Below are 16,873 nucleotides of genomic sequence, written 5' to 3' on the forward strand. Positions count from 1 at the left end.
CGTCGCTGCCGAACTCAACGGCCGCCCACGCAAAACGCTCGGCTGGCAAACCCCAGCCGAGCGTCTCTCTACACTGCTCGCAGCCGCCCAACACGGGGGCCTTTCCGCATGCCCGTAACCGGGCCCTGGCGTACGGCGTGGCACCCGGGACGTCACGCAGACGCCCACGCGGAAGGCCCCGCACACCATCGGCGGTGTACGGGGCCCGGGGCGGCTGGTGACGGCCTAGCGCAGGCGGGCCATCAGGGCGTGCTCGACGAGCGTGATGAGGGCGCTCTTCGCGTCCGCGCGGTGGCGGGCGTCGGTGGTGATGATCGGGGTGTCCGGGCCGATCTGGAGCGCCTCGCGCACCTCGTCCGGCGTGTACGGCTGGTGGCCGTCGAAGCCGTTGAGGGCGATGACGAACGGCAGCCCGGAGTTCTCGAAGTAGTCGACCGCCGGGAAGCAGTCGGCGAGCCGACGGGTGTCGACCAGCACGACGGCGCCGATCGCGCCGCGCACGAGGTCGTCCCACATGAACCAGAAGCGGTCCTGGCCGGGCGTACCGAAGAGGTACAGGATCAGGTCCTGGTCCAGGGTGATACGGCCGAAGTCCATCGCCACCGTGGTGGTGGTCTTGTCGCCGGTGTGGGTGAGGTCGTCGATGCCCGCCGACGCGGAGGTCATGACGGCTTCGGTACGCAGCGGGTTGATCTCCGAGACGGCGCCGACGAACGTGGTCTTGCCCACGCCGAAGCCGCCCGCCACCACGATCTTCGCGCTGGTGGTTGAGCGGGCAGCACCGCCGCTAGAGCTTGCGAAGTCCACTGAGCACCCTTTCGAGCAGTGTCACATCTGGCTGGCCGCCGGCGGCCTCGTCGCCGCCGGGCTGGTGGATGGCGACGAGGCCGGCCTCCGCCAGGTCGGCGACGAGGATCCGGGCAACGCCGAGGGGTATGGAGAGAAGGGCCGAGATCTCGGCGACCGACTTGATCTCGAAGCACAGCCGGCAGATCCGCTGGTGCTCGGGCAACTGCCCTTGCAGCCGGGCCGGATCGGCCGTGGTGCTGACCAGTGCCTCGATGGCGAGCTGGTACCGCGGCCGGGTCCGGCCGCCGGTCATGGCGTACGGACGGACCAGCGGGTTGTGGCTGGTTTGGGACCCTGAGCCCGACCCTGAGCGGGCCGCGGGCTCGGTGGTCCGCCGCGGGGCCGCAGGCTGCATACGCGGCGCCTGCGGCTGGTCGTACGGCTGCTGAGCATTCGGATAGGGCTGTGCGGGGCCCTGTCTGCTCGGTGCGGAGGGAAAGTTGAAACGGTTCTGACCGGTGTCACCGTGCGGCTGGTGCCCGTCGTAACCGTCATATGGGCGTCCGCCCGGGGGTGTTCCCACGTTTCCTCCTCCGACTGCCGTCGCGGTCCATGTCCCTTGGAGCCGCGCCACCGCACCCTATGGTGCGATGGCGCGAAACGCACTGTCTGTCTGCTGGTTGAGAACAGTTCTTCTAGTTCAGGAGGCTGCCCTGAAGCTCCGCGCGCAGGTCCGGGGTGAGGACGCTGCCGGCCCGGTCGACCAGCAGCGCCATCTCGTACCCGACGAGGCCGATGTCGGCGTCCGGGTGCGAGAGCACGGCCAGCGAAGAACCGTCCGAGATGGACATGATGAAGAGGAAACCGCGCTCCATCTCGACCACGGTCTGGTTCACGGCACCCCCCTCGAAGATCCGGGACGCCCCCGCGGTGAGCGAGGTCAGTCCGGAGGCGACAGCCGCAAGCTGGTCGGCACGGTCCCGGGGGAAACCCTCCGACATCGCCAGCAGGAGTCCGTCGGCGGAGACCACCACCGTGTGGGACACCCCAGGGGTGTTGTCCACGAAGTTGGTGATCAACCAGTTCAGATTCTGCGCCGCCTGGCTCATCGGGCTCACACTAACGCTCCTGGTTGTAGGTACTACCCGGGCCGAGGCCCGATCCGTTCGTGTCCGTTCCCGCGCTGCGACCCTGCTGGACACCGCGCCGCAGGTTGCTCAACCTGCCACGCACGTCCTCAGGGGCGCGGGAGACCTGTGGGCCGCCCTGCGGGGTCTGCTCCGCCGTGCCCTCGACCAGATTGGCCTTGGGGACCCGCCGCGGCAGTCCGGAGGGGGTGACCCCACCGGCCTTCGGCTCGCGGAGCTTCTCGGCCCGCTGCCAGCGTTCGTCGTTCGTCGAACGCCAGTCGTCGGAGCCGTCGGCGTCGTTCTGCCGGTCCTCGCGGACCGGCTGGGCCTGCTGCTGCACCGGCTTCGCCTGCGGCGCCCGCTGCTGCGACTGCGGCTGCGGCGCCTGCGGGTTCTGCGCGCTGCTGCCGCGGCGCGGCAGACCGGCGTCGGTCAGCGCGTGACCGCTGCTCGGGGCCGGACCCTGACGGTCGAAGCCTACGCGCTCCGGAGCGTGCGCGGGAGCGCCCGGGGCAGATTCCGCTTCTGGCCGGTACTCCGGCTCGTAGCCACCCTGGAAGCCGTCCTGACCGGCCCACTCGCCCTGCTGGGCCTGGGAGTCGAACGAGCCGCCGTACTGCGGCTGCTGAGCCTCCTGAGCCGGGTACGCGGATTCCGGATACGCCGACTCCGAGTAGCTGCCCGAGGTGCCAGAGGCGTAGTCGCCGGTCTGGTACTCACCGGTGCGGTACTCGTCCTGGCGGTAGCCCTCGCCGGAGTACTCGTCGTAGCCGGAGTGCTCGCCGTAGCCCTGCTGCTGGTCGTAACCAGGCTGCTGGTAGCCCTGGTCGTAGCCCTGCTGCTGCTCGCCCTGCGCGTACTCCTGGCCGTAGGACCGCTCGTCCTGCTGCGGTACGTACCCCTGCTGGTCCTGCTCGACCTCGTCCCTGAACAGCGGCCGGTCGCCGCCCTGCGCGCGCTCCTCCAGGGCCGCCCGGCGCTCCTCACGTATCAGCGAACGGCCGACCGGGTCGAGCTGGCGCTCGCCCGTCTGCTGCTCGTAGCGCGAGTCGTCGAAGCCGAGTTCGGCGGCGGTGCGCAGCGGCGCGCTCTCGAAGGCCTGCTGCTCCGGGATGATCTGCGAGACAGTGAAGTCGTCGTCCGGCAGCGGGTCGCCACCGCCACCGTGGGTGATCGCGTCCGGGAGCATGACCAGCGAGGTCGTGCCCGCCTGCTCGCCCGAGGGGCGCAGCTGGACCCGGATGCCGTGCCGGTCGGCGAGGCGGCCGACCACGAACAGGCCCATGCGCTGCGAGACGGCGGCGTCCACGGTCGGCGGGTTGGCCAGCTTGTGGTTGATGTCCGCGAAGTCCTCGGCGGTCAGGCCGATGCCCTTGTCGTGGATCTCGATCATGACCCGACCGTCGGGCAGCCGGGTTGCGGTGACGCGAACCTTCGTCTGCGGGGAGGAGAACGTCGTGGCGTTCTCCAGCAGCTCGGAGAGCAGGTGCACGAGGTCGGTCACGGCCTGGCCGTGGATCTCGGACTCGGGGACACCGGTCAGCTCGATGCGCTCGTACGACTCCACCTCGGAGGAGGCGGCGCGCAACACGTCCACCAGCGGCACCGGCTGGTTCCAGCGGCGGCCCGGCTCCTCGCCGGCGAGGATGAGGAGGTTCTCGCCGTTGCGGCGCATACGGGTCGCCAGGTGGTCCAGCTTGAAGAGGTTCTCCAGCTGGTCCGGGTCGGCCTCGTTGTTCTCCAGGTCGGTGATCAGGGTCAGCTGGCCCTCGATCAGCGCCTGGTTGCGCTGCGACAGGTTGGTGAAGATCGCGTTGACGTTGCCCCGGAGCAGGGCCTGCTCGGCGGCGAGCCGGACGGCCTCACGGTGGACCTGGTCGAAGGCGCGGGCGACCTCGCCGATCTCGTCCTGGGTGTCGATCGGGATGGCCTTCACGCGGGTGTCCACGCGGCCGGGCTCGGTGCGCGAGAGCTGGTCGACCAGCATCGGCAGCCGCTGCTCGGCGATGGTGAAGGCGGCGGTCCGCAGCTGGCGCATGGAGCGGCTCATCTGGCGCGCCATCATCCCGGCCAGGATGAAGGCGGTGAGCAGCGCGATCACGACGATGCCACCGATGACGAACGCGTCGGTCCTGGCCTCGTCGGCGATCTCGGAGGCCTCGTCCACGGCCTTGGTGACGAGCTCCGACTCGACCTGGGAGTAGCCGTCGAACTTGGCGGTGGAGCCGCCCATCCAGGTCTCGGGGGTGATGTCCTGCTTGCGCAGGTCCTTGATCCCGTCGGCGTCCTTGGTCTGGCCGATGGCGGCGGCCATACCGGCGAGGACGTTGCCCTGCTTGTCCCGGGGCGGGTTGAGACCGGCGGCCTCAAGCTTCTTGGCGCCCTCGACCGCCTTGCCCTTCATGATCTCCTGAAGGCGCGCGACATCGGCCTCGGTGCCACCGGACTGGTACTCGCCGAGGGCGATGGACTCCAGGTAGTTGTACGAGTTGAACGCCACCGACTGCTGGGCGAAGACGGCGTCGTCCTTGCTCGGCCGGACCAGCAGGTGCATACCGATCGAGCGCTGCAGCGAGTTCGCGGCCTTGGCGAGCTGGATGGCGTAGACCGTACGGCCGTAGCTGGTGACGTTGCCGGTGCCAAGACCGAGCTCGTTGGAGAACTCCATCAGGTAGTGCTGGACCGCGACATAGCCCTGCTCGGTCTGGACCGGGTCCTGTACGCGCTTGTACGCGACGGCGCGCAGGTCCTTGAGCCCCGGCTCGGCTTTGCGGAAGAGCTCCAGACGGCGCTCCAGGCCCTGCCCCTCGGGCATGTCCTGGACGGCGGCGTCGAACTTCTTCTTCGCCTCGTCGGTGGCCGCGTAGATCTTGAGGACCTCGTCGGTCTTACGGTCTTCCTCGGTCCTCGCGGTGAGGAGCGGTGCGGCGGTGAGGTCACGCTCGTTGAGGAGGGCCTGGCCGTACTCCGAGGCGGCGCGCACGATGAGCGCCGTCTTCTCGGCGTCCCGGGCCTCCTGCCAGGTGTCGACCGCGATCTTCACCTGGAAGCCGCCCATGACGAGGCCGACGAGCACGGGTATGAGGAGGATCGCGTTCAGCCGGGTGGGCACCCGCCAGTTACGCGGGGACAGCTTGCTGGAGCTGCCGGTGGGGGCGCTTTCCTCGACCGTTCCGGGCGCGTCCGCAGGCGACACCGCGCGCGGCGGCGGGGTGAAGTTTCCCCGCGCCTGCTGCTCCGCGGAGCTTTCCTTGCTTCGCCTCACTCGACCAACAACCTCTCGGCGTCGGCACCTACGTTGTGCCGTTTTTCGTTCAGGGCCGTACTACTCGGGAGTTCAGGGAATTGCAGCACGTGAAGCGGGTCCGTTCCAAACAGCGGGAACGGGCCATTTGAAGTGGTCCAGACCGCAGATAAAACGGGCATAAAGAGCGAGCCCCGCCAAAAGGCGGGGCTCATGTGAGCACAGCGATACGAGTCGGATGCGTCGGGTGTCCGACCAGGCTCAATTCTCTGTCGAAATGTTATGAACACCGAGGCGGACCGTGTCGAACCACACAGCCCGCCCGTGTTTACAACCGGCCGGAGTACGACAACTGACGTATACCGGCCATTACTTGAGCCGCGCCATCAGGGCGTGCTCGACGAGCGTGATCAGCGCGCTCTTCGCGTCCCCCCGGTGACGGGCGTCGGTGGTGATGATCGGGGTGTCCGGGCCGATCTGGAGCGCCTCGCGCACCTCGTCGGGACCGTAGGGCTGGTGGCCGTCGAAGCCGTTGAGGGCGATGACGAACGGCAGCCCGGAGTTCTCGAAGTAGTCGACCGCCGGGAAGCAGTCGGCGAGCCGACGGGTGTCGACCAGCACGACCGCGCCGATGGCACCCCGGACCAGGTCGTCCCACATGAACCAGAAGCGGTCCTGGCCCGGCGTACCGAAGAGGTACAGGATCAGGTCCTGGTCCAGGGTGATACGGCCGAAGTCCATCGCCACCGTGGTGGTGGTCTTGTCGCCGGTGTGCGTGAGGTCGTCGATGCCCGCCGACGCGGACGTCATCACGGCCTCGGTACGTAGCGGATTGATCTCCGAGACGGCGCCGACGAACGTGGTCTTGCCCACGCCGAAGCCACCCGCCACCACGATCTTCGCGCTGGTGGTTGACCGGGCGGCACCGCCGCTAGATCTTCCGAAGTCCACTGAGCACCCTTTCGAGCAGCGTCACATCCGGCGTTCCGCCGGCCTCTCCATTGCCCGGCTGGTGGATCGCCACCATGCCCGCCTCGGCCAGGTCGGCGACGAGGATCCGGGCGACACCCAGGGGCATCGACAGCAGTGCGGAGACCTCGGCCACCGACTTGACCTCACGGCAGAGGTGGCAGATCCGCTGGTGCTCGGGGAGCAGCGACCCGAGGTGGGCCGGGTCGGCGGTCGTGCTGACCAGCGCCTCGATGGCGAGCTGGTAGCGCGGCCGGGTCCGGCCGCCGGTCATGGCGTACGGACGGACCAGCGGCTGGTCGCCTTCATGCCCGTAGGCGTCTATGGAGACGCCGTACGGATCGTGAGAGGCGGGTGGCGGGGTCATTAATCCTCCGGGCGTGACAGCAGGATCGTCTTCGTGCCGTCTGAGGGGCCGGTGGGGGGCCATGGTGGGGCGGCCTTACGGTCAGTTGGGGCGGAAGGCGGGCTGAGGGGCGCACCGCCGACGTGCTGTTGGGCTAGTGGAGCAGGCTTCCCTGCAGCTCGGCCCGCAGGTCCGGGGTGAGGACGCTGCCGGCCCGGTCGACCAGCAGCGCCATCTCGTACCCGACGAGGCCGATGTCGCACTCAGGGTGGGCCAGGACGGCCAGGGAGGAGCCGTCCGACACGGACATGAGGAAGAGGAAGCCGCGCTCCATCTCCACGACGGTCTGGGTGACGGGGCCGCCCTCGAAGATCCGGGACGCCCCCGCGGTGAGCGAGGTCAGTCCGGAGGCGACGGCCGCGAGCTGGTCGGCGCGGTCGCGCGGAAACCCTTCGGACATCGCCAGCAGAAGTCCGTCGGCGGAGACCACCACCGTGTGGGACACCCCAGGGGTGTTGTCCACGAAGTTGGTGATCAACCAGTTCAGATTCTGCGCCGCCTGGCTCATCGGGCTCAACTAACGCTCCTGCTGGTGATTCGGGCCGATGTTGAAGCTGCCCGTGGTCGAGTTCCCCGCCTGGCGACCCTGTTGGATGCCTCGGCGGAGGTTGGTCAGACGGCCGCGGACGTCGTCGGGCGCACGCGACACCTGCGGGCCGGCCGTGGTGGGCTGCTCCTGCGCGGTACCGGGCACCAGGTTGGCGCGCGGGACCCGCTTGGGCAGACCGGACGTGGTGACACCGCCGGCCGCGGGCTTGCGGACCCGCTCGGCCTGGCGCACCAGTTCGTCGTTGGGGGAGGTACGCCACGAGGTGGTGGCCGGTGCGGCCGCCTCGGGCGCGGACCGGCGCGGCGGGGTGGGCCGCTCCGGCTGCTGGGGGACGACGGGCGTCTGCATGGTCTGGTCGGGGTCGCCGCCCTGACCATGACGCCAGTTCGTCTCCAGCGTGTCGTACAGCGGCGTACGGCCGTCGCCGGAACCGGCCGACGGCAGGGCCTCCGGCTGCGGCTGCTGCGGCAGGGCGCCGGCCGGCGGACGCGATACACCGAAGTCCGCGGTGTCACGGCCACGCTGGCGCTGTGCGGGCGCCTGCCCCTGGGAGGGCGGCTGCGGGGCCGTGAAGTCGGGACGCGGGAACTGAGCCGTGGACGCGGGGTCCTGCGGCTGCGGCTGGAGGTGGCTCGGGTACGGGGCCGCGGGGCGCTGCGGGAAGTCCGGCCGCGGGAACTGGCCGGTCGCCTCGGGCTCCTCGTGGCCGCGCGGGGCGTCCAGCGGCGTCATGTTCTGCGGCTGGACCGGGCGCGGCGCGGGCTGCGGCTGCTGCTGGCGCGGGTTCGCCGGCACCTGGTCGCTGCCCCAGCTGGTGGTCTGCGGACGCTGCTGCTGCGGGGCGTCGCCGCCGGGCAGTTCGGCGCGCGGGCCACCGGCGGGCGGCAGCGGCTGCTGGCGGCCGCGGTCGCCCTGGGCGGGGCGGCCGGGAGCGGGCTGGAAGCCGCCCGGCGCCGGCGCGGGACGCGCACCGGGGCCGCCCTGCTGCTGGCCCGGCTGCTGACCCTGCGGAGCGGGACGGCCCTTGGGGGCGCCGCCCTGCTGGCCCTGCGGGCCGCCCTGCTGGTTCTGGTTCTGGTTCTGCCACACGTCGTTGCGCGTGGGGATGCCGCCCTGGGGCGCACCGGCGTTGCCGCCGAAGCCGCCCATGGCCGCACCGGCACCGGCACCGGCGCCCTGACGCTGCGGGTCCTGTCCGGGAGCGGACTGCGGGCCGCCGTTGCCGCGCGGGGCACCGGCGCCCGTACCGGCACCGTCCCGGCCGGGCAGCGCGGCGCGCGGGCCGGAGCCGACGTCCACCTGACCGCGCGGTCCGCCGCCCGTACGGCCGACGGCTCCGCCGGGACCACCGGGCAGACCCGGACGGCCGCCACCGGCGCCACCCGGGCCGGCGGGCAGCCGGCCACCGGAGGCGTTGCCCTGCGGCACGGCCCCCTGACCACCGGCGCCCGGCATGCCCGGCGCGGGCTTCTTGCCGCCGTGGGCGACGTCGACGGGGAGCATGACGAGCGCGGTGGTGCCGCCGGAGTCCGACGGGCGCAGCTGGATGCGGATGCCGTGTCGCAGGGACAGGCGGCCGACCACGAACAGACCCATGCGGCGGGAGACGGAGACGTCCACGGTGGGCGGCGACGCGAGCCGCTCGTTGATCGCGGCGAGGTCCTCGGGGGAGAGGCCGATGCCGGTGTCGTGGATCTCGACCAGGACACGTCCGTCGGGCAGCGCGTGACCGGTGACGCGGACCTTGGTCTGCGGCGAGGAGAACGAGGTGGCGTTCTCGAGCAGCTCGGCGAGGAGGTGGACGAGGTCGTTGACGACGCGGCCGGCGACCTCGGTGGCCGGTACGGAGGCCAGCTCGATGCGCTCGTACTGCTCCACCTCGGACGCGGCGGCGCGGAGCACGTCGACCAGCGGGACGGGGCGCGTCCAGCGGCGGCCGGGCTCTTCACCGGCGAGGACGAGGAGGTTCTCGCCGTTCCGGCGCATACGGGTGGCGAGGTGGTCGAGCTTGAACAGCGACGACAGCTGGTCCGGGTCGGCCTCGCGGGACTCCAGTTCGGAGATGAGCGAGAGCTGACGCTGGATAAGACCCTGGGAGCGGCGCGAGAGGTTGGTGAACATCGCGTTGACGTTGCCCCGCAGCAGGGCCTGCTCGGCGGCGAGGCGGACCGCCTCGCGGTGCACGTCGTCGAAGGCCGCGGCCACCTGGCCGATCTCGTCCCGGGAGTGCACACCGACGGACTCGACGGAGGTGTCGACGTCCTGCGGGTCCGACTCGGAGAGCTGCTTGACCAGCTCGGGCAGCCGGTCCTGGGCGACCTTGGTGGCGGTGTCCTGCAGTCGCCGCAGCGACCGGATCATGGAGCGGGCCACGACGAAGGCGCCGACGAGCGAGACACCGAGGACGAAGAGGATCAGCGCACCGTTGATGACGGCTTCGCGCTGCGACTCCTGGCGCAGGTCACGGGCCTTGCCCTCCATCTCGCCCAGCAGCGTGGCCTCGATGGAGTTCATGGCCGTGATCTTGGTGCTGTACTCGTCGGTCCAGTCGAGGAAGCCTCGCGGGTCCTGGTCCGTCAGACCCTTGGGGTTGCTCAGCACGCGCTCGGCGTACTTGTTCGCCGCCTCGATCGTGGGGTTGGAGCTGTTCAGCGGCGAGGTCAGGTCGGTCGCGTTGCCGCCCATGCTCTCGTAGAGCGCCTCGAAGGCGCGCAGCTCGGCCTTCTCGCTGGTACGCGCGGCGTCACCGTACAGCCGGTCCTGGAGCTGGAGGTCGGTGCCGTCCTTGGGGTCCTGGGGGAGGGCCGAGGCGATGATCGCCTGCTGGATGGAGGCGTACTCCTTGGCGGAGGAGAACGCGGCCAGCGCACGCGTGCGCTTGATCATCTCCGGGTTGCTGGTCGCCTGGGCCATGTCCTGGGAGAGGCTGAGCAGCGACTCGATCAGCCGGCTGTACGCCTCGACGGTCTGCGACTTCGAGACGTTCTTGGCGTACGCGCCCTGGCGGATGTCGCCCAGGGTGACGACCTGCGAGGCGATCTGGCTGGCGTTCGCGCGGATCGACTGCAGGGCCTCGTCGCCCTCGGCGTCACCGATCTGCTCGGTCGCGTCGAGGAACGCCTTCTGCTTGAGGTCGGTGTTGCGGCGCGGCTCGGAGACCTTGAAGTCGCCGGCCGACAAGCCGTTGGTGAGCGGGCCGGCGGTGAGGTCGCGCTCCTTCTGGAGCGCCGTCGCGAGGGCCGTCGCCTCCCGGGTCATCTTGGTGAGCAGCTGCATGTGCTCCAGCTGCTGGACCTCGTTGAGGGACTCGTTGATACGCAGCCCACCGAGGGTGGTCGCGGCGACCACGGGGAGGGCGAGCAGGGAGACGAGCCTGGTGGAGATGCGCCAGTTGCGCAGCGCCATGCGCGAGCCGGTCTCAGACGGACCGGCGGGCTTCAGGGGGACCGATGCCTCGGCCGCGGCGGGCGCGGCACCCGGACGTCCGGCGCGCTCCTTGCCCTCGCCGGCCGGTGTCTGTCCCTGACCCTGGTTCTGGGCGTGCTGGGGCGAGGCGCCGCGGTCGCTCGCGCCGCGCGGCTCCTGTTCTGCCGCAGCATCCCCGCGGCCCTGGCGGGCTTGGGGAGACCCCGAGCCATCCCTCTTGAAACGTCCCTGCACTAGCGTCGCAACCTCTGGACCAGGCGTCCCTCCGCGTGAACGGAACAGGACGGTGTCGGCGTCGTGGGGCGCAGTCGCGCCCCCGGGTGGTCGTCAGTGACCGGCGCAGATTCCCCCTTCCCGCCGCTCACTCGGCGCTGCGTTGCGCCACACCTGCGCGCCGGTCTGTCGGACCCGCGGCGGTGCGTGGAATTCCAGCACAGTGCTCGATCTCCAACAAGGGCGGCGGCCGGGGCCACCGCCGCCATAACGGCGTGTGTGCGAGACGTCACCGCATGTGGAGCGTGTTCGGGTGGAAACCGGACGTATCCCTACGAGTCGCTTAGGGGTGGACCCTGTCCCAGTCGCCATGATCAGGAGCGGAATGGCGCGTTCAGTGGCGCAATGTCCGTTTCCGTAATGACGGGTGACTGTCCGCAATGCCGGAATTGCCGGTCCGTTGGTGAGCAAACTCACACGTAGATCGTTGTCTCTTCCATGCATTCGAAGGGAATTGAATGTTTAGCCTGACGCTTTACAAGCGAAGGCACCCTGTCCATCCCTACCCCGAGAAGGTCCGAAGACAGCGATGAAGACGACGATGCTGCTGCGCAACATAGCCAACCCCCGCCGCACCACGCTCGCCCACCTCGAGGACGCCGAGCAGCTGGAGCGGGGCGCACAGCCCGAGCACGCCGTCGAGCTGCCCACCCAGACCGCCAACCCCCGCCGCACCACCCTGATGGACGCCCCCCTCCCGCAGTGACGCGAGCGCGGGACGAGGGAATTACGGGAGGTCCGCCCCCCGCACGGCGTTAGCCTGGAGCGTCAGACTCCAGCCAGCCAGTAGTGAGGGGCGACAGCACTCGTGCGCATCGCCAGGTTCTCCATCGACGGCAATGTCGCCTTCGGCGCGGTCGAGGGCGAAGGGACCGTCGAATCCGGTGCCCTCGTCCTCGACATCATCAAGGGCATCCCGTACGGCGACTTCGAGCTCTCGGGCACCAAGGTCCCGCTGAGCAAGGTCCGGCTCCTGCCGCCCGTCCTCCCCAACAAAGTCGTGGCCATCGGCCGCAACTACGCGGAGCACGCCGCCGAGCTCGGCAACGAGGTCCCCGACGTACCCGTCGCCTTCTTCAAGCCCACCACCTCCGTGATCGGCTCCGGCGACGCCATCGAGTACCCCTCCTTCTCCGAGGAGCTGCACCACGAGGCCGAACTGGCCGTGGTCATCGGCCGCATGTGCCGCGAGGTCCCCCGCGAGCGGGTCAAGGACGTCATCTTCGGCTACACCTGCGCCAACGACGTCACCGCCCGCGACGCCCAGAAGCGCGAGAAGCAGTGGGCCCGCGCCAAGGGCTTCGACACCTCCTGCCCCCTGGGGCCCTGGGTGGAGACCGACCTCGACCCGAGCGACCTCACCCTCCAGTGCACGGTCAACGGCGAGCAGCGCCAGCTGGGTCGTACGAGCGACATGATCCGCTCCATCGAGGACCTGGTCGTCCACATCACCGAGGCCATGACGCTGCTCCCGGGCGACGTCATCCTCACCGGCACCCCCGCCGGGGTCGGCCCCCTCAACGTCGGCGACGAGGTCGCCGTCACCATCGAAGGCATCGGCACTCTCACCAACAAGGTGATCAAGCGTGGCTAACGCGAACATCCGCGTCCGTTTCTGTCCCTCGCCGACCGGCAACCCCCACGTGGGCCTGGTCCGCACCGCCCTGTTCAACTGGGCCTTCGCCCGGCACAACCAGGGCACCATGGTCTTCCGCATCGAGGACACCGACGCGGCGCGCGACTCCGAGGAGTCGTACCACCAGCTCCTCGACTCGCTGCGCTGGCTCGGCCTCGACTGGGACGAGGGCCCCGAGGTCGGCGGCCCGCACGCCCCGTACCGCCAGTCGCAGCGCATGGACCTGTACAAGGACGTCGCCGACAAGCTCCGCGCCGGCGGCTACGCGTACGAGTGCTTCTGCACCGCCGTCGAGCTGGAGGCCCGCCGGGACGCCGCGCGCCTGGCCGGCAAGCCGTCGGGTTACGACGGCACCTGCCGCAACCTGAGCGCCGAGCGCATCAAGCGCTACAAGGACGAGGGCCGCGAGTCGATCGTCCGCTTCAAGATGCCCGACGAGCCGATCACCTTCACCGACCTGGTCCGCGGCGAGCTCACCTTCACCCCGGACAACGTCCCGGACTACGGCATCCTGCGCGCCAACGGCGCCCCGCTGTACACCCTGGTCAACCCGGTCGACGACGCCCTGATGGAGATCACCCACGTCCTGCGCGGCGAGGACCTGCTCTCCTCCACCCCGCGGCAGATCGCCCTCTACAAGGCGCTCATCGAACTCGGCATCGCCAAGGAGATCCCCTCCTTCGGCCACCTGCCGTACGTGATGGGCGAGGGCAACAAGAAGCTCTCCAAGCGCGACCCGCAGGCGTCCCTCAACATCTACCGCGAGCGCGGCTTCCTCCCCGAGGGCCTGCTCAACTACCTCTCGCTGCTCGGCTGGTCCTTCTCGGCCGACCAGGACATCTTCTCCATCGAGGAGATGGTGTCGAAGTTCGACGTCGCGGACGTCAACGCCAACCCGGCCCGCTTCGACCTCAAGAAGGCCGAGGCGATCAACGCGGACCACATCCGCCGTCTCGACGTGAAGGCCTTCGCCGAGGCGTGCACGCCCTGGCTGAAGGCCCCGCACGCCAACTGGGCGCCCGAGGACTTCGACCAGGCCGCCTGGGAGGCGATCGCCCCGCACGCCCAGACCCGGCTGACCGTCCTGTCGGACATCACCGCCAACGTCGACTTCCTCTTCCGCGCCGAGCCCGTCGAGGACGAGGCGTCCTGGACGAAGGCGATGAAGGAGGGCTCCGACGCACTGCTGACGACAGCCCGCGCCAAGCTGGAGGCCGCCGACTGGAGCGACCCCGAGTCGCTCAAGAACGCGGTCCTCGCCGCCGGCGAGGAGCACGGCCTCAAGCTCGGCAAGGCCCAGGCCCCGGTCCGGGTCGCGGTCACCGGCCGCACGGTCGGCCTGCCGCTCTTCGAGTCCCTGGAGATCCTGGGCAAGGAGAAGACCCTCGCCCGTATCGACGCGGCCCTGGCGAAGCTCACGGCCTAGTCACTCCTGTCGTACGCCCGAGGCCCGGCCCCCGTGAGGGGGCCGGGCCTCAGTGCGTGCGGTGTCATCCCTCGGAGAGGATCTTCTTCGCCGCCGCGACCTTCTGCCGGTGCAGGTCCTGGAGCTTCCGGAGCGCCGCGGCGTCCTTGGCGATCATCGTCTTCTGGAGCCCCGACTCCACGGTGAACCAGGACTTCAGCAGATCCGTGCGCTGCTTGCACGCGATGTCGGCCCCGGCGGTCGCCTTCTCCTCGGCCGTCACCGGACCGTTCTGGAATTTCTCCAGAGCCAGCGGATCAAGCGGCGAGGCGAATGCGTAGCCCTTTTCCTTCATGCAGGCGGACCATTTCTTGACCACGGCCTGCACCTGCGGGTGCCCGGTGGAGTCCCGATAGCTCTGCGTCGAAATCCGGCGAGCCACCTCACCCCCCGCCGGGTATTCGTACTTCTTGCGCAGGTCAAGGATCGCCTCACCCAGGCAGCCGTTCTCCGGAACAGGCTTTCCGCGGTATTCGAGGGCCCCCGACTTGTTTTCCGCGCCCCGCCGGCCGTACAGCACGAAAAGCTCGTCCTTGCCGAGCTGGTTCTGCGCCCCGGGCGGCTTCCCCAGCGGGATCCGATAACCGAAGGCAACGGCGCTGGACTGCTCCGAGAGTCCGTACCGGCGGTCCACGGCCGGCGGCTCGGGCCCGGGCCGGGGCGGCCGGTACGTGAGCGCGTAGCGGGCCATGCACCGCTTCGCCAGCTCATGCTCGGCGGCCTCGATCGTGGCGTACTCCTCGCCGGTGTAGCTGAACGCGGCGATGGGGAGCTGGAAGGTGTAGCCCCGCTCCGCGGCGGCCGGAGTCTTCGCGGGGCCGATGGCCCCGGGCCGCGCTCCGGCATGCTGCGGGGATCCCTGTGTGGTGCATCCCACCAGGGCGAACACGGCGAACACGGAAGTCGCCAAACGTCTCATCGACATGCCTTCGCTGCGGAGCCCCGCGTGGGCCGTGGCCGGCACGCGGGGCTGTCGTGCACTTCGGATGCTGCTTGGCGTCAGTTGAACTTGTAGCAGTTCGAGCCGGTGCGCGAACCGAAGCCGAGGGAGGCGTTCTCGTTGTACGTGTTGCGCAGCTGGTCGACGTTCGTCAGGGACGCGACGGCGTCGCAGGCGCCGCCCCAACCACTGTTGAAGAAGATCGTGGCCTGCTGCATGCTGCCGTTGTAGAACGAGGCGGCGTTGTTCTTGACCGGCTGACCCTGTCCGGCGCCGCTGTCCAGGAACTTGTAGCCCGCGAGGTCGCTGACTTCACCGGCCCAGCCGTCCTTTCCGGTGAACGTGGTCCGCGAGCCCTCACGGTTGCTGTTGAAGTAGAAGGTGGCGCAGTTCTTCTCCCAGTCGTTGCAGTAAATACCCACCCCGGCCTGGGCGGGCGCGGCGGCAAGCCCAAGGAGCGTGGCGGCGGGAAGTGCGACGGCAAGGGCGCGCCGAAATGAGGTCATGAATTCCTCCGTGGGAACAAGATCGCCGACTTGGCGGACGGAGTGTAGGCGGACAGCGCGTCGTAAAGTCAAGAAATCAAAGTGGAACGCAGCAATCCAATGGGAATGCATAATTCCGAGTATGTAAGGGGCCCGTCGCGTACCGTGGTCGCATGGCGATCAGAGCCGTCCTGTGGGACATCGACGACACGCTCTTCGACTACGCCGGCGCCGACACCGCCGGCATGCGCGCCCATCTCCTCGCCGAGGGGCTGCTCGCCCGGTACGGCACCGCCGACGAGGCGCTGGCGCTCTGGAAGGAGGTCACCCTCGTCCACTGGCGCCGCTTCGAGGCCGGCGGGGTCGACTTCCTCGCCCAGCGCCGCGACCGGGTGCGTGACTTCCTCGCGGCGGACGGCCTCACCGACGCCGAAGCCGACGACTGGTTCGGCCGTTATCTGCGTCACTACGAGGCGGCCTGGGAGCTCTTCCCGGACGCTGTGCCCGCCCTCGACCACCTGGCGGACGGCTACCGCCACGCCGTGCTCTCGAACTCCTCGCTCCTCAACCAGGAGCACAAGCTGCGCACGCTGGGCGTGTGGGACCGGTTCGAGGCCGTGGTCTGCGCCGCCGAGCTGGGCGTCGCCAAGCCCGCCGCCGAGGCCTTCCATGCCGCCTGCGCGACCCTGAGGCTGGCCCCGCACGAGGTCGCCTACGTCGGTGACCAGCCGGACATCGACGCCCGGGGAGCGGTGGAGGCCGGGCTCCGGGGCATCTGGCTGGACCGCGCGGGCCTCGGGGGGCGCCCCGAGCTGGCCCGGATCACCGGCCTCGCCCAGCTGCCCGCGCTGCTCGGGCCCGATACCCGTTTTGGAGCGTCGGACACCTTCAGGTAATGTTCTTCCTGCGCCGAGGGGAGCGGGTCGAAAACCCGGAACCGAAAGCGTAAGCCGAACAAAACCCCACACGAGGGGGTTGAGTTTTGGTGGCCTATGGTGTAATTGGCAGCACGACTGATTCTGGTTCAGTTAGTCTTGGTTCGAGTCCAGGTAGGCCAGCTCGCAGAGCTCATCTGCAAAGCCCCCGTTGTGTAGCGGCCTAGCACGCTGCCCTCTCAAGGCAGTAGCGCCGGTTCGAATCCGGTCGGGGGTACAGATCCATCCTGCGGATCACCAGGGTCGCTCCCGGTGAATACGTGGTGACATCACCCGGCATCCTGTGCCGGGTGGGATCGCTAGGGCCCCCGTTGTGTAGCGGCCTAGCACGCCGCCCTCTCAAGGCGGTAGCGCCGGTTCGAATCCGGTCGGGGGTACCAACTGGTCTAAACCACCAGTGGCCTATGGTGTAATTGGCAGCACGACTGATTCTGGTTCAGTTAGTCTTGGTTCGAGTCCAGGTAGGCCAGCGTAGTAACATCATGCGACTGAGTCGCATGGTCAAAGATCTTGCCCCCGTTGTGTAGCGGCCTAGCACGCCGCCCTCTCAAGGCGGTAGCGCCGGTTCGAATCCGGTCGGGGGTACGTGAAGAAGAAGCCCTCCCCAGCAGGGGAGGGCTTCTTC

At 69.5% G+C, this 16,873-nt stretch carries 14 protein-coding genes and 5 tRNA genes; 9 read left to right on the forward strand and 10 right to left on the reverse strand.

The window, feature by feature from the left end; all coding sequences use genetic code 11:
* Window positions 1–225: 225 nt before the first annotated feature.
* The 8 genes from ACZ7LT_RS31060 to ACZ7LT_RS31095 form a co-directional block, all read right to left on the reverse strand.
* On the reverse strand, window positions 226–807 hold the full coding sequence (locus tag ACZ7LT_RS31060) for a GTP-binding protein (protein ID WP_069978110.1): 582 nt from the start codon (window positions 805–807) through the stop codon (window positions 226–228).
* Window positions 788–1,372 carry a DUF742 domain-containing protein gene (locus ACZ7LT_RS31065; RefSeq protein WP_471239455.1) on the reverse strand — a complete coding sequence of 195 codons (585 nt, stop codon included), beginning with the start codon at window positions 1,370–1,372 and terminating at the stop codon, window positions 788–790. The genes ACZ7LT_RS31060 and ACZ7LT_RS31065 overlap by 20 nt, the downstream gene beginning before the upstream one ends.
* Window positions 1,373–1,484: 112 nt before the next feature.
* A complete protein-coding gene (locus ACZ7LT_RS31070) occupies window positions 1,485–1,898 on the reverse strand; it encodes a roadblock/LC7 domain-containing protein (RefSeq protein WP_124272100.1) in 414 nt (137 codons plus the stop codon).
* A 10-nt stretch (window positions 1,899–1,908) separates the two neighbouring features.
* On the reverse strand, window positions 1,909–5,184 hold the full coding sequence (locus ACZ7LT_RS31075; RefSeq protein WP_471239456.1) for a sensor histidine kinase: 3,276 nt from the start codon (window positions 5,182–5,184) through the stop codon (window positions 1,909–1,911).
* Window positions 5,185–5,532: 348 nt separating this feature from the next.
* Window positions 5,533–6,114, reverse strand: a complete 582-nt coding sequence (locus tag ACZ7LT_RS31080; RefSeq protein WP_471239457.1) for a GTP-binding protein — start codon at window positions 6,112–6,114, stop codon at window positions 5,533–5,535.
* Window positions 6,095–6,499: a DUF742 domain-containing protein gene (locus ACZ7LT_RS31085; RefSeq protein WP_471239458.1), complete on the reverse strand. Its 405-nt coding sequence runs from the start codon at window positions 6,497–6,499 to the stop codon at window positions 6,095–6,097. The genes ACZ7LT_RS31080 and ACZ7LT_RS31085 overlap by 20 nt, the downstream gene beginning before the upstream one ends.
* Window positions 6,500–6,632: 133 nt before the next feature.
* Window positions 6,633–7,046: a roadblock/LC7 domain-containing protein gene (locus ACZ7LT_RS31090; protein WP_019889727.1), complete on the reverse strand. Its 414-nt coding sequence runs from the start codon at window positions 7,044–7,046 to the stop codon at window positions 6,633–6,635.
* 9 nt (window positions 7,047–7,055) lie between these two features.
* Complete coding sequence (locus ACZ7LT_RS31095; protein ID WP_471239459.1) at window positions 7,056–10,748, reverse strand: sensor histidine kinase; 3,693 nt, start codon at window positions 10,746–10,748, stop codon at window positions 7,056–7,058.
* A 568-nt stretch (window positions 10,749–11,316) separates the two neighbouring features.
* On the opposite strand from ACZ7LT_RS31095, the gene ACZ7LT_RS31100 reads away from it, so the two are divergent.
* From ACZ7LT_RS31100 to gltX, 3 genes are all read left to right on the forward strand, one after another.
* Window positions 11,317–11,493: a hypothetical protein gene (locus tag ACZ7LT_RS31100; protein ID WP_471239460.1), complete on the forward strand. Its 177-nt coding sequence runs from the start codon at window positions 11,317–11,319 to the stop codon at window positions 11,491–11,493.
* A 102-nt stretch (window positions 11,494–11,595) separates the two neighbouring features.
* Entirely contained in the window at window positions 11,596–12,381 is a 786-nt protein-coding gene (locus tag ACZ7LT_RS31105) for a fumarylacetoacetate hydrolase family protein (protein ID WP_471239461.1), read from the forward strand.
* Window positions 12,374–13,849 (forward strand): glutamate--tRNA ligase, encoded by a 1,476-nt coding sequence (gene gltX, locus ACZ7LT_RS31110; RefSeq protein ID WP_471239462.1) that lies wholly within the window; start codon window positions 12,374–12,376, stop codon window positions 13,847–13,849. The genes ACZ7LT_RS31105 and gltX overlap by 8 nt, the downstream gene beginning before the upstream one ends.
* A 64-nt stretch (window positions 13,850–13,913) precedes the next feature.
* Here the strand turns inward: gltX and ACZ7LT_RS31115 are convergent, their stop codons facing one another.
* Together ACZ7LT_RS31115 and ACZ7LT_RS31120 are read right to left on the reverse strand one after the other, a co-directional pair.
* Window positions 13,914–14,798 (reverse strand): hypothetical protein, encoded by an 885-nt coding sequence (locus ACZ7LT_RS31115; RefSeq protein WP_471239463.1) that lies wholly within the window; start codon window positions 14,796–14,798, stop codon window positions 13,914–13,916.
* A gap of 89 nt (window positions 14,799–14,887) precedes the next feature.
* On the reverse strand, window positions 14,888–15,334 hold the full coding sequence (locus ACZ7LT_RS31120) for a peptidase inhibitor family I36 protein (RefSeq protein ID WP_471239464.1): 447 nt from the start codon (window positions 15,332–15,334) through the stop codon (window positions 14,888–14,890).
* A 152-nt stretch (window positions 15,335–15,486) separates the two neighbouring features.
* Here ACZ7LT_RS31120 and ACZ7LT_RS31125 point away from each other — a divergent pair, with 152 nt between their 5' ends.
* From ACZ7LT_RS31125 to ACZ7LT_RS31150, 6 genes are all read left to right on the forward strand, one after another.
* Window positions 15,487–16,209, forward strand: coding sequence for an HAD family hydrolase (locus ACZ7LT_RS31125; RefSeq protein WP_471239465.1), 723 nt, complete (start codon window positions 15,487–15,489; stop codon window positions 16,207–16,209).
* 90 nt (window positions 16,210–16,299) lie between these two features.
* Window positions 16,300–16,371 (forward strand) — tRNA-Gln (locus ACZ7LT_RS31130).
* A gap of 21 nt (window positions 16,372–16,392) precedes the next feature.
* A tRNA-Glu gene (locus ACZ7LT_RS31135) sits at window positions 16,393–16,465 on the forward strand.
* Between the two features lie 87 nt (window positions 16,466–16,552).
* Window positions 16,553–16,628 (forward strand) — tRNA-Glu (locus ACZ7LT_RS31140).
* 18 nt (window positions 16,629–16,646) lie between these two features.
* A tRNA-Gln gene (locus ACZ7LT_RS31145) sits at window positions 16,647–16,718 on the forward strand.
* A 42-nt stretch (window positions 16,719–16,760) separates the two neighbouring features.
* Window positions 16,761–16,833, forward strand: a tRNA-Glu gene (locus tag ACZ7LT_RS31150).
* Window positions 16,834–16,873: the final 40 nt, after the last annotated feature.

Source organism: Streptomyces sp. NPDC039465 (assembly GCF_055639315.1).